Genomic DNA, 13,235 nt, shown 5'->3' on the forward strand with positions numbered 1-13,235 from the left:
CTAAATAATTTAGAGTGAAATGTGGGGGAGTATCTTGGGGGGATACAAATTTACACATCATTTTACTACTTCGGGTGTGCAATTTTAGGTGCGTTAGTGGGAGCTTATTATAAGTTCCCACTTTTCTTTTTGGCAATTCCACTCTTGTTTTTCAAAAAGCCAAGAATTGGCTTGGCGTTTCTTATATTCTTCATTGTAAATCTCGGATTCGTCGGAAATGTGACTGTTAAAACGGAATTCGTTGGTGTAGTTAAGAGCGTTCAAAACAATTCTTCAATTCTGAAACTATCATACTTTGATGGAGTGAACTGGAAAAAGTTAGGCTTTGATGTTTTATTGTACAACGAGGAAAAGTTAGATACCATAGTCTATTTCAAAGGCGAGTTGCGACGCAGAAACAGTTATCCTTTCTATTATGCCAAGCCAACTTACTTAGCAACAGCAACGAACTACAATTCCTTCAAACACAGAATTTACAATCACTTCGAAGCCTTTCGAAGGTATGTAAGTAAGATCAATCCATTTTACGAAAGCCTCTTCGGTTCAGCGGCGAGAGACGAAGATTTTATACAAAGCGGTTTGTATCATATATTTTGTGTTTCTGGCATGCATGTATCTTTGCTATATCTATTCGCTCTTTCAATAGTGAAACTTGTAACACACAGGAAATTTCTCAGAATAATTTTATCACTGCTATTTCCAACAATTTTTGTCATCGGTTCTGGTATGAACCTTCCTGCCTTTAGAGCACTTCTTATGTTAGTGCTATCTTCAATCTTTCAATTAGCTGACTATAAGATAAATCCGATAAATACTGTATCTATTATTGGAACAGCGATGATCATTGCAAATCCGGAAATCGTTTACTCACTGTCCTTTTACATGACGTTTTTTGCCACAATTGGTGTGCTGGTATGCGACAATAAAATTTTGACAAATGTCGGAGGTTTTCTTGGTAGTGCTCCTTACGTTTCGCTAATTAATCCAGTTAATCCATTTTCGATAGTAGGCACTATAATTGTCTCCATTCCAGTGCAGATAATAATGTTTGGATTAACAATTAGCTATTTACTTTTCTCCAGTAAAATGTACTACCTCTCGTCATTTGTGCTGTATGCACTCTCACCATTTGCTTGGTTTGTGAAACTCGTTGCTCAAACGCTATCAAAATTCCCTACTATACCGCGACACCCTTCAATAACAATAGCATTTGCATTGACATACGTAATATTCATAGCGATAGTTATAGAAAATAAACGCGGTACCAACCTAAATATGGTACCGCGTAATATATAAAGAAAAAATTCTTTTATTTTTTCTTCTTCTTTGTACATTTCGGACAAAGACCTCTGAACTTTAAATCGACCTCTTCGATAATGTACCCTTTACTACTCATTAGTTGCAAATATTCTCTCATAACATTTTCAGGAGAAAGCTCACCCTTCAACTCGTAGATCTTTCCGCATGAAGTACAGATAAAATGTGAATGTTTCTCTTCCTTATCAACCAATTCATATCTGAAAACGCCTTCATCAAATTGAAGTCTTCTCAAAAAGCCGAGTTCGACGAGTAAATCTATAGTTCTATATACCGTTGCCTTACTGACATTCAATTTTCTGCTTATAAGGTATCTGTAAACCTCTTCAGCTCCAAGATGCTCACTATTTGTTTCGATAAAGACTTTCAACACTTGTTCACGTTGAGGAGTCATTCGGCATTTCCGATCTTTAAGCTCTTTTTTTAAGCTATCTACGTGCATATTCTCGCCCCTTCGTTATGCGTTCATAACAGGCTTAATATCTATTTTCCAGCCTGTAAGTTTTGCTGCAAGTCTTGCATTCTGTCCTGCTTTGCCAATAGCCAGAGACAACTGATTTGGCGAGACAAGCACTCGCGAAGCCTTTGCCTCGTAGTCGAGAATTTCAACTTCAATGACGGAAGCAGGCAGCAAAGCGTTTGCAATTAATTCTTTTGGATCTTCCGACCATTTGATTATATCTATCTTTTCTATCTTGAGTTCTTTTAAGACGGATGCAATTCGAGAACCTTCGTTACCAATACAAGCACCAACTGGGTCTATCTTTGGATCCTTCGAAATGACAGCGATTTTCGTTCTCACTCCTGGTTCTCTCACAACTTTTACTATTTCGACCGTGCCATTCTCCAGTTCAGGCACTTCAAGTTTAAGTAATCCAGTCACAAACTCTGGATCCGTTCGTGAAACTATTATCTTTGGTCCTTTTTTATCTTTCTTTACTTCTCTTACATACACCTTTATGAAATCCGATTGCTCAAAGACTTCGCCGGGTATCCATTCCTTTTTCGGTAAGTGCGTCTCGAGTTTACCTATACGAATATCGAGCCATTCGGGTGTAACTTTCAACACTTCAGCAACAACAACTCGTCCAACAAGCTCTGAATACCGTTCGTACTGCTTTTCTTTTTCAATCTCTCTAATTTTCTGAACAAGGACCTGTTTTGCAACTTGTATCGCAAACCTGCCGAGTTTTTTAACGTTCATTTTCTTCTTCACAATGTCTCCGATCACTGCGTCCGGTTTGATTTTCAGTGCCTCATCCAAGGAGATCTGGAGCGTGTCGTTCTCAACCTTGTCGACAACTTCAAGGAGCTGATAAGCTTCTATCTCTCCTGAAAGTCTGTTAATAACTATTTCGACGTTTCTTTCTCCTGTCTTGTTCTTGTAAGCGCTCATGATAGCTTTCTCGAGTATGCTAATCGATTCTTCTACAGAAATTCCTTTTTCTCTTTCAAGTTCTCTCAATGCCTCTAACAACATCGGGCTGTTCATCGCTCAATCTACCTCCTATCAATCCATTGTTATTCTTCTATCTCTAAATTAGCAGATTTGATATCTTTGTAATCAAACGTAATTTCTTTTCCATCAACTTCGATTACAATCTTTTCATTTTCGGTATCAACGTTTCTAATGTAACCTCTAACCGTTTTTGTGGTCTTAACTTTTGCATAACTTCCAACAAATCTCTTAAAGTCGTCTATGCTTCGTAGAGGTCTATCGAGTCCTGGTGAAGAAACTTCGAGATAATATCTTCCTGGGATCAAGTCTTCTGAATCTAAGATTCTTTCAACTTCGTACGATACATTTTCACAGTCCTTAGTGCTAACGTAATCTTCGAGTTTGTCAATCACAATAGTCAGTATCCATCTTCCAGACTGCAATTTGTACTTCACATCAAAGAGTACAAGGCCATGTTTTTCAACAACTGGCTTAACCAACTCCGCAACTCTCTTTTCTATTTCCTTCGCACTTAGCATTGCAACCGCCTCCACCTCATAATTTTTTTTCGAAAAGGATAATCGAAAAACCGGGACAGTTGTCCCGGTTTTACAAATACACTTTCTCGGCTTCGAAAATCTGGCGGAGAGGGTGGGATTTGAACCCACGGGTGGTTTGTGGCCACCGCACGCTCTCCAGGCGTGTGCCTTAGACCCCTCGGCCACCTCTCCTTTGTCAGTTCGTGAAATGAGCATTATTATTATACCACATAGTTTCAAAAATTCAAGATTCAGCGTTACAAAAAACAGATTCTGACAATTTTAGAAAAAAGGTATGTCCCATGAGGGACATACCTTTGTCATTCTTCAGGTCTTCGCTCTTAGCAGATTACTTTTGACATAATCTTAGCTAATTCAACAAAGCTTTCTTTTAGGCTTGCTCCTCCAACAAGAGCACCATCGATGTCCTTCTTTACAAACAATCCGAAGAAATTTTCAGGCGTAACACTACCGCCGTAGAGTATTGTAACTGACTGAGCAACTTCTTCGCCATATATTTGACCGAGCAATTTTCTCACAAATTCATGAGCTTCTTGTGCTTGTTGAGGTGTCGCAACAACTCCTGTTCCAATTGCCCATACTGGTTCGTACGCTATTACAACTCTTGTAACCTCATCTGCTGAAATTCCGTAAAGACCTTCACGAACTTGCTTTTCCAAGACGCAGAACGTCAATCCTTTTTCCCTTTCTTCCAATGTTTCACCTATACAGAAAATTGGAGTTAGTCCCTCTTTCAACGCTTTCTTAACCTTCTTGTTGATAAGCTCATCGGTTTCTCCGAATATCTTTCTTCTCTCGCTGTGTCCAATTATAACTGCCTCTACGCCGAGTTCTTTAAGCATTTTTGGTGATACTTCACCGGTGAAAGCTCCAATATCTTCAAAATACATGTTTTGAGCAGCAAGTTTTATATTGCTTGAACTTACTACTTCCCGAACCCTATCAAGTGCAACAAATACAGGGGCTACGTATATGTCAAAAGAATTAAACCCAGCAAGCGCATTCATTAGCGTATTTGCAAAGAATTGCGCCTCACTGGGTGTTTTATTCATTTTCCAATTTCCAGCAAGAATAAATCTCCTGTTAATTATTTTTTTTTATCTGCGATTGATGTGATACCAGGCAGTTCTTTACCTTCTAAGAATTCAAGAGAAGCACCGCCACCTGTTGATACATGACTGAACTTCTTCTCAAGACCAAATTGAGAGACTGCTGCTGCGCTGTCTCCACCGCCAACAACTGTTGTTACACCTTTTTCAGTCAATGAAGCAATGAATTCGGCAACAGCCTTCGTTCCAGCTGCAAAATCTTCGATTTCAAACACACCAAGTGGTCCATTCCACACAACAGTCTTTGCATCGGCAAGTTTTGATTTTATAAGCTCAATGCTCGCTGGTCCTACATCAAAACCGCTCCAACCTTCTGGAATGCCTTCTTCGCATGTGAAGACTTTCTTCTCAACCCCAGCCTCCATCTTCTGTGCACATACAGCATCGGTTGGTATAACAAGCTCAACACCTTTCTCTTTTGCCTGCTCAAGCATCTGTTTTGCAAGTTCAATTTTATCCTCTTCAACGAGAGAATTTCCTGTCTGTTTGCCGAGTGCTCTCCAGAATGTGAACATCATAGCGCCACCGATGATTATTCTATCTGCCTTGCTGAGAAGGTTTGTGATAACCCCTATCTTGTCGGAAACCTTCGCACCGCCAAGAACGACTACATAAGGTTTATCTGGGTTGAGTGTTGCTTTGGCAAGGAATTTAATTTCCTTTTCCATCAAGAAACCAGCAACTGATGGAATGTACTGCGCAATACCGACGTTACTTGAATGGGCTCTGTGAGCTGTACCGAATGCATCGTTAACGTGGAGATCCGCTAAACTTGCCCATTTTTTTGCAAGTTCAAGATCGTTCTTTTCCTCGCCTGCATCGAACCTTGTGTTTTCAAGCATCAAGACTTCGCCTTCTTTTAGCTCGGCGACAGCTTTCTCGACCTCTTCTCCGTAAAGTGCAGGTACGAATTTTACCTCCTTGCCAAAAAGCTCTGCAAGTCTATCTGCAACTGGTTTCAGCGTATATTTAGGATCTGGACCCCCCTTTGGCCTGCCGAGGTGTGAGAGAAGAATTACCTTTGCACCGTTATCGAGAGCGTATTTTATTGTTGGAAGAGCCTCGACTATCCTTGTATCGTCCGTAACTTTACCTTCTTTTGTCGGAACATTAAAGTCGACCCTCATTATTACCCTTTTACCCTTGAGCTCAACATCTCTTATCGTTAACTTTTCCATCTTATTCACCTCCATAAATTTCTTATCAAACATGAAGAATTATAGAAACAGTAGAAAAAAGGGGGACAAGTCCCCCCCTTATTTGGTTTCAAAATTAAAGCATCGTTGCAACTTTCTCGATTGTATCAACAACTCTGCAGGTGTAACCGTATTCGTTATCGTACCAGCTGTAGACTGTTACGAATGTTCCATTCATAACTTTTGTGAGTGTTGCATCGTAGATACCTGCGTATGTTGTTCCAATTATGTCAGAGCTGACGATCTCTTCGTCGTTGTACTTAATGATGCCTTTGAGTTTGCCCTCTGTAGCAGCTTTAACTTTTGCGTTTACTTCTTCCGCTGTTGTTGCTTTTTCCACCTGTACGCTCAAAACTGACATAGAACCATCTGGAGTTGGAACTCTAAGAGCCATTCCGTCGAGTTTACCCTTTACTTCTGGAACGACGAGAGCAACTGCCTTAGCTGCGCCTGTTGTTGTTGGAATAATATTCATCGCTGCAGCTCTTGCTCTTCTCAAATCCTTGTGTGGTAAGTCAAGAACTCTCTGGTCATTTGTGTAGCTGTGGACTGTTACGAGGTATCCTGTGACTATTCCGAACTCATCGTTGAGTACTTTAACAATTGATGCTATTGAATTTGTTGTACAAGATGCACATGAAATAATCTGGTGCTCTGGTGCGAGTTTATCTTCGTTACAACCGAATACTACTGTTATGTCCTCACCTTTTGCTGGAGCTGTGATTATAACTTTCTTCGCTCCTGCTTGAATGTGCTTCATCGCTCCATCTCTTTCTGTGAACTTACCTGTTGATTCAATAACAACATCGACACCAAGGTCTTTCCATGGAAGGTTCGCTGGGTCCTTTTCTGCGAAAACCTTTATCGTTTTGCCGTTTACTACGATGTTTCCATCAACAACTTTAACTTCTCCATCGAATGTTCTGTGTACAGAGTCGTACTTGAAAAGATGCGCTAAAGTTTCTGGTTTATCCAAATCGTTAATAGCGACTACTTCAATGTTGCTGTTGCGGCGGATGAGTTCCCTCAATACGAGCCTTCCTATCCTTCCAAAACCGTTAATAGCTATCTTCATCTTTCTCCCTCCTTCAAACTTCTGATGTAGAATACCTTCTTCGAATTCTTCATTCCTGCTCGTGAAAAATTGTACAATATAAATATTACATTTGCTATATATTCAAGGTTAATTTTTAAACATTTTTCGGAGCATACACGAGTATACAAGAATATAAGTAAGAAAGAACTTCTTTTTTTAGAATAGTTCGACATTATTATATCACAGAAAACGAAATTAAGCAATATCGACTGTACAATATCAAGTACTTACGAGTCATTAAACATTCACCCTCTTATTTTCACTTATTATTACCTACATATGCATATTTCAAAGATTTCTCTTGTTTTAAATATTTCTTGATATGTTATAATGCTTTCGAAAAGAAACTAAAAGAACAGTAAAGAGGCAGGGGGATGTATTGTGATAGCACAAGAATTAAAGAAATTGGCTATCATTTCTATGTTATTGCTCATTGGATTTATAATTGCTATGTCATTCATACTTGTCTACAATTTAAAAGTAAATTTCCAACAAGAACTAACATCATTTGGTAATTCAGTTGATGCGATTTTAGACTATGATAAAACAAATCTGAGAAAAAGCGTACACAGAATCCTTTCACATTTCTTAGTTCCACAGGATACTGCTGTCTATGACATCACAAGAGAAGAACTGAAAGAGCTATTTAAGAGCCTTGGGTTTTCGTTCATAGCCATGCTTGAACAAAATGGGCTACTGTACTATGAAGCGTTAAATGGTGACATAATTTTTGATGCCCAGAAATATCTTTCAACGCTAAACATAAAGACTATAGATAACATCGATTACTTTTTCATAAATCCTTCATCAAGTTTACCTGTCGATGTTTTTGTCTTCAATTTGGATGAAAAAATCTCAAAAGTTTTTACAAATAGTTCGCACAACAATTTTCTTATTTTAGGAAGGGTTTGGAAAGTTTCCGATTTCGTAGAATTTGAAAACATGACTGGAAGCTCCGTTGCTTTTTCAGACAAACCATTATCATCAACCTTCCGCTATTTGGTTTATTCAAAGGAACTTAGGGATGAAAGTGGCAATATCGTAGGATATGCTGTCTTTAAAAGACACGCGGTTTTCTTATCACGATATTTGCTTTTCTCATTCTTATTACTTTCCATGAGTGTTGGATTCACATTATTTGTCTTTCTCCTCTTCTACAATAGACTTCATAAACTCGCATTATCACCTTTTGACGATATAATCTACGCCATAGACAATCATACGCCAGACACTATTGAAAAATACATCTACAGAAACGATGAGATAGGAAATTTAGCTCGGACTGTAAAGAATTACCTTTTGCAAAAAGAACAGATAAATCTCTATTTGAAAGAACTCGAAAGCAAGAATGTAAGTCTCAGAACTCTTAATGAACAGATAAGAATGATGCTTGAAAAAGATATGCTGACTGGATTATTAACCAGATACGTGTTCAACAACCAAATCGAGAGATTGTATGTTACAAGTAAAGCCGATAAAATGCCGCTGTCTGCAATATATATCGATGCTGACAACTTTAAGAAGATAAATGACTCTTTCGGTCATAATACAGGCGACGAAGTGCTGAAGGATATAGCCGATGTTATATTAAAGAGTATTCGTACGAGTGATTTTCCAATAAGGATGGGGGGCGAAGAGATTTTGGTACTTCTGCCAGAAGCTGATATCAACGCAGCGTATTCTATTGCTGAGAGAATACGAATTAGAGTGGAGGAGAGGTTCAGAGATAAACCTTACAAAGTTACAGTGAGTTTAGGTGTTTCCCAATTGAAAGGTGAAGACAGTATTGAAAGTTTCTTGAAAAGATGCGATGAAGCATTGTACATTTCGAAAGAGAATGGCAAAAATCGAACAACTGTCTTATAATATATACCAGAACGTACTATAAAAATACAAATCATCGAGAGGTGAATGAACTTGTTCTTCAGTTTTTTGTTGCTTTTAGTTGGATTCTTCCTTGTTAGCTTTGGTGCGGATAAACTCGTTGAAGGGGCTTCGAATATCGCGAAGCGATTGAGAGTTTCTGATTTGGTGATTGGCCTAACTATCGTATCGTTTGGTACTTCCGCGCCTGAACTTGCTGTAAACATCGTCTCTGCTTTCAAAAAGAATTCTGAGATCGCGCTGGGAAACATCATTGGAAGCAACATATTCAATATATTAGCAGTAGCCGGAATTTCTGCGATGATAAGACCTATTGAGGTTCACTACTCAACACTAAAGAAGGAAATTCCATTAAGCTTCATAGCAGCGCTTACAGTATTAGCACTTGGAAACAAAGTGCCAAGCCTAATCACCCGTGGCGATGGAATCGTCTTGCTTTCGTTCTTTGCTATATTCTTAGCTTACGTGTTTGAAATGGCAAAGAAGGACAGAAGCATGTTCGAGGAAATGGAAAAGGGAAAATTGAAAGAAACAAGTCTAATAATTTCAATAGTCTATGTAGTAGGCGGACTTATTGGATTGACATTCGGTGGTCGATGGATCGTAACTGGGGCAACCGATGTGGCCAAGTTTTTTGGAGTTTCAGATAAATTGATAGGTTTAACGATAGTTGCGGCTGGTACCTCGATACCTGAGCTAGCGACTTCAGTTACTGCTATGATAAAAGGTAACAGTGAAATTGGGCTTGGAAATATTGTTGGCTCTAACATATTCAACATTTTCTTCATTTTAGGTGCGACTGCTGTTATAAATCCTGTTTTGTATAACACTGTTCTGAATGTGGACTTAACTTTACTCCTCATTGTAACTGCCCTACTTACAATATTCTCGAAAGATCTCAAAATCAACAGATTGGAAGGTTTACTCTTATTTTTGTCATACATCGGCTACACTGTCTATCTGATCATTAGAGGTTAATGGAGGCTGAGATGCCTGTACGAACACCTCGAGTATTATGGAGTATCTAAGAAAGTTATAGAAGCAATGAATATTATAGACAGGAGACTTTTCGTACCAGATGAGTATAAGGATGCTGCTTACTACGATACACCACTTCCGATAGGTTATGGTCAAACTATATCCGCTCCACATATGGTTGGAATTATGTGTGAATACTTATGTTTACAAGAAGGGGATAGTGTATTGGAAATAGGCACTGGAAGTGGTTATAGTGCTGCTGTAATGTCTATTATTGTTGGAAAGAGTGGAAATGTCTACACAGTCGAGATAGTTCCGGAATTATATAAATCAGCCTTAGAGCGACTTTCTCAGCTCGGTTTAAAGAATGTGCATGTAATTCTTGGTGATGGTAAAATTGGCCTTGAAGATTACGCGCCTTACGATAAGATTTCGGTCACATGTTACGCAAAAAAAATCCCTCCTGTTCTCTTACAGCAGCTGAGAGACGGCGGGATTTTAGTCATACCTGTCGGTAATGAATTTGTACAGACGTTAAAACGTGTTAAGAAAGATGGTAAGCACTTAGTAGAAGAAGATTTACTAAACGTCAGGTTCGTTCCAATGGTTTAGATCTTTCATTTTGTTATTCTTGTTGAAGCAAAGCACTTTCTTCTTTTAACTTCCTTATCGTCCATTGTCCCCAGGTATATGTCACAAGCGAAGCTGATGCATTACCTACTACAATTCCCCACCACACACCAGAAAGTCCTATCTTTATTATATCCACAAATAGCCACGTCCAAAAGAGTTGAAATATAATCGTTCGGATAATCGTTGCAAATAAACTCTTGAAACCGTGCCCTATACCTTGGAACATACCAGATGTCAGCATTCCCAACGGCGTTCCGGGAAGGAATAGACACAAGATTTTCAAAGCAGAAGAGATGTTATCAAGCAATTCGCCGGATGCTTTGGCATATGCAAATAGGAAAGCAAGCTGCTTCGAAAAAATAAATATTCCTAACATGATTGGAATGCTGAACAACTCGGCGAATTTTATCGCATACTTCAGTGAATTTTCAAGTTTGTTAAAGTCTCTTGCACCGTATGCAGCTCCTGTCACTGGCGTTACCGCTGAAGAAATGCCTATAATTGTCAGAGTACCTAAGTTTATAATTCTCCAAGCACCGGTAAATGTAGCAACTCCAGTATCGCCCGCACTTTTTAGTGCGAACATGTTCAAAAAGTAGATAGCTATCGACATCGTTACTTGTGCGAGTGCGGTTGGAAATCCGACTATCAATATATCTTTCAAATAACTGACTTTTAGGTTTGAAGCACTCATATCTACTTTCAAGAATGTCTTTTTCACAAAGATCTGGATAAAAATCATTAAGCTTGCTATTATTATCGATATTCCAGTAGCCCAGGCAGCACCTGCAATTCCAAGTCTTAACACATAAATGAATATTGGATCAAGAATCATGTTCAAAACTGAGCTCAATGTGACTATATACATGGGAGTTTTTGAATTGCCTTCCCCACGCAGAATTCCAGTTCCGGCGTTGTTGAACATTAGAGGGATACTGAAAAGATAAATTATGAGTCCATAGGTATAGGCGTAATTAAGCGTTTGTCCTTCAGCACCAGCTAATTTGAGAATAGGTCTTAGCGTTGCTATTCCAATCAGAGTTGTGAGAGTGCCAATTGCAACCGCCAACCACAGTGAATTACTTGCAACATTTCCCGCTTTTTCGTATTCCTTTGCGCCGATTTTTCTTGATATAGCTGAACTTGTACCAACGGTAATACCAGTCGCTATTGAGATGATTACCATATAAATTGGAAAGAATACCCCCATGCCCGCAAGGGCAGATGCCCCGAGACCTGCAACCCATATCGCATCAACGAGGTTATACAACGTCTGAACAAGCATGGCAATCATGTTGGGAATAGAAAGCCTTACAATTGCCTTTTTGTAATCACCGAGCAATAATTCCAAGTTTTTGTTTCCAACAGCTCCGCTTCTATTATCCATATTTTCACTCCTCGGAAAATTCTTGGTGGTTCATATTGAGATACGGAATTTCTTCATAGTCTCAATCGCTTCGAGTGCAACTTTTTCTCTGTTCTTTCCTGCATGTAAGAGCCCGAAATTTGCATACATTGGTTTAAGTTCACTCGCCGTTGTTATGTAATTTATCAGAGCTCCGCACATTGTATTCGATGGTAATTCTACTAGCTCTTTTCCGTCCAGCAATCGTGCAACGTTTAATCCCACGTACAACCCAGTCATAGCAGATTCTACATACCCTTCAACCCCAGTAATCTGTCCCGCAAAGAAAACGTTCGGCATCGATTTTAACCTAAGAAATCTATCAAGCACCTTAGGTGAATCTATATAGCTGTTTCTGTGCATTACTCCGTATCTTAGGACTTCGGCATTTTGCAGTCCAGGAATCATCTGAATAATCCTTTTCTGTTCGCCCCATTTCAGCCTGGTCTGAAAGCCAACGATATTGTACATCGTGCCTTCCAGATTCTCTTTTCTCAACTGAACAACAGCATAAGGTTCCTTACCTGTTCTTGGATCATTCAATCCAACAGGTCTCAATGGTCCATACCTCATAGCGTCCTTACCGCTCCGCGCAATTTCTTCTATTGGTTGGCATCTTTCAAATAACAATTTTCTATCAAAATCTTCCATCTCTATAACCTCGGCGTTGACCAGCGCGTTCCAAAATGCCTCGTATTCTTCCTTATCCATCGGGCAGTTTATGTAATCACCAGTTCCGACTCCGTACCTATCTCCAACGTAGCAAATACTCATATCGATACTATCAGCGCTAAGTATAGGTGCGACAGCATCGAAGAAATTGAACATACCACCTGTCATTTTTGAAATCCATTCAGCTAAAGGACCATCCGTAGTTGGTCCGGTTGCAATGACCCATATTCCTTGTTCCGAAGGCCAGTATACCTCTTCCTCCGCAACACTAACATTTTCATTTTGAATAAGCTTTTCGGTTATACAATCGGAAAACCTTTCTCTATCAACCGCCAAAGCCTTTCCAGCCGGCACTCTTGTTTTCTCAGCACAACTCAAAATAAGGCTTCCCAAGATATTCATCTCAGCCTTGAGTAAGCCCTCTGCATTTTTCAATTCGAAAGACTTAAGTGAGTTACTACAAACCAACTCTGCGAATTTGTCGCTCTTATGCACTGGTGATTTCTTAATCTTTTTCATCTCATGTATTATAACCTGATGACCTCGACTTGCAATCTGCCAAGCCACTTCACTACCAGCAAGACCAGCACCTACTGTTAATGATAAAATAAAAATGTACTGAAAGTGGAATATAAGGATGTACAAAATTGTACATTGATATGATATCCTTTCTCATAGTGAGGAGGGATATCAAATGCAGAACTTAACAGCACATTTAAACATGATAAGGGCGATGAAAATGAAACCTAACTTTTCAGAACTTGCAAGAATATATGGGATAGACAGAAGAACAGTAAAAAAGTATTATGAGGGTTATGAAGGAAAACCTAAGAATAGAAATAAACCAAGTAAATTGGACAAATACTATGATGAGATAAAATCAAAGCTTGCTATCAAAGGAGTTACAGTCAAGGGTGTTTATGAGTATTTAAAATCAAAAGATGAGA

The 13,235-nt window shown here is 39.1% G+C and carries 12 protein-coding genes, 1 tRNA gene and 1 pseudogene; 5 read left to right on the forward strand and 9 right to left on the reverse strand.

The features are described 5' to 3' along the window. The first annotated feature begins 96 nt into the window (after positions 1-96). Positions 97-1,296, forward strand: a complete 1,200-nt coding sequence (locus tag BUA11_RS07850; protein ID WP_072760260.1) for a ComEC/Rec2 family competence protein — start codon at positions 97-99, stop codon at positions 1,294-1,296. 13 nt (positions 1,297-1,309) lie between these two features. On the opposite strand, the gene BUA11_RS07855 is transcribed toward BUA11_RS07850, so the two are convergent. From BUA11_RS07855 to gap, 7 genes are all read right to left on the reverse strand, one after another. After that, the gene (locus BUA11_RS07855; protein ID WP_072760239.1) at positions 1,310-1,759 is read right to left on the reverse strand and encodes a Fur family transcriptional regulator; all 450 of its coding nucleotides are present in this window, start codon (positions 1,757-1,759) and stop codon (positions 1,310-1,312) included. 15 nt (positions 1,760-1,774) lie between these two features. Next, positions 1,775-2,809, reverse strand: coding sequence for a transcription termination factor NusA (gene nusA / locus BUA11_RS07860; RefSeq protein WP_072760241.1), 1,035 nt, complete (start codon positions 2,807-2,809; stop codon positions 1,775-1,777). A gap of 29 nt (positions 2,810-2,838) precedes the next feature. Then, positions 2,839-3,294: a ribosome maturation factor RimP gene (locus tag BUA11_RS07865; RefSeq protein WP_072760243.1), complete on the reverse strand. Its 456-nt coding sequence runs from the start codon at positions 3,292-3,294 to the stop codon at positions 2,839-2,841. Between the two features lie 101 nt (positions 3,295-3,395). Beyond that, a tRNA-Ser gene (locus tag BUA11_RS07870) sits at positions 3,396-3,486 on the reverse strand. A 149-nt stretch (positions 3,487-3,635) separates the two neighbouring features. Continuing rightward, positions 3,636-4,388: a triose-phosphate isomerase gene (gene tpiA / locus BUA11_RS07875; RefSeq protein WP_281246568.1), complete on the reverse strand. Its 753-nt coding sequence runs from the start codon at positions 4,386-4,388 to the stop codon at positions 3,636-3,638. Positions 4,389-4,402: 14 nt separating this feature from the next. Beyond that, entirely contained in the window at positions 4,403-5,602 is a 1,200-nt protein-coding gene (locus BUA11_RS07880) for a phosphoglycerate kinase (RefSeq protein WP_072760247.1), read from the reverse strand. 94 nt (positions 5,603-5,696) lie between these two features. Continuing rightward, positions 5,697-6,695: a type I glyceraldehyde-3-phosphate dehydrogenase gene (gap, locus tag BUA11_RS07885; RefSeq protein WP_072760248.1), complete on the reverse strand. Its 999-nt coding sequence runs from the start codon at positions 6,693-6,695 to the stop codon at positions 5,697-5,699. A 402-nt stretch (positions 6,696-7,097) separates the two neighbouring features. Between gap and BUA11_RS10235 the strand changes: the two genes are divergently transcribed. From BUA11_RS10235 to pcm, 3 genes are read left to right on the forward strand one after another with little or no spacing between them, the layout of a single operon-like run. Further along, a complete protein-coding gene (locus BUA11_RS10235; RefSeq protein WP_084634413.1) occupies positions 7,098-8,582 on the forward strand; it encodes a GGDEF domain-containing protein in 1,485 nt (494 codons plus the stop codon). Between the two features lie 45 nt (positions 8,583-8,627). Continuing rightward, the gene (locus BUA11_RS07895) at positions 8,628-9,578 is read left to right on the forward strand and encodes a calcium/sodium antiporter (protein ID WP_072760249.1); all 951 of its coding nucleotides are present in this window, start codon (positions 8,628-8,630) and stop codon (positions 9,576-9,578) included. Between the two features lie 15 nt (positions 9,579-9,593). After that, positions 9,594-10,190 (forward strand): protein-L-isoaspartate O-methyltransferase, encoded by a 597-nt coding sequence (pcm, locus tag BUA11_RS07900; protein WP_084634414.1) that lies wholly within the window; start codon positions 9,594-9,596, stop codon positions 10,188-10,190. Positions 10,191-10,203: 13 nt separating this feature from the next. Here the strand turns inward: pcm and BUA11_RS07905 are convergent, their stop codons facing one another. Both BUA11_RS07905 and trmFO read right to left on the reverse strand, forming a co-directional pair. Beyond that, a complete protein-coding gene (locus BUA11_RS07905; protein WP_072760251.1) occupies positions 10,204-11,598 on the reverse strand; it encodes an MATE family efflux transporter in 1,395 nt (464 codons plus the stop codon). 30 nt (positions 11,599-11,628) lie between these two features. Then, positions 11,629-12,897, reverse strand: coding sequence for a methylenetetrahydrofolate--tRNA-(uracil(54)-C(5))-methyltransferase (FADH(2)-oxidizing) TrmFO (gene trmFO / locus BUA11_RS07910; RefSeq protein ID WP_072760264.1), 1,269 nt, complete (start codon positions 12,895-12,897; stop codon positions 11,629-11,631). Between the two features lie 85 nt (positions 12,898-12,982). Between trmFO and BUA11_RS07915 the strand changes: the two are divergent. Beyond that, positions 12,983-13,235, forward strand: a pseudogene (locus tag BUA11_RS07915) (IS21 family transposase); the annotation flags it as partial.

Origin of the sequence: Fervidobacterium gondwanense DSM 13020, from assembly GCF_900143265.1 — a bacterium.
Lineage (GTDB): Bacteria > Thermotogota > Thermotogae > Thermotogales > Fervidobacteriaceae > Fervidobacterium > Fervidobacterium gondwanense.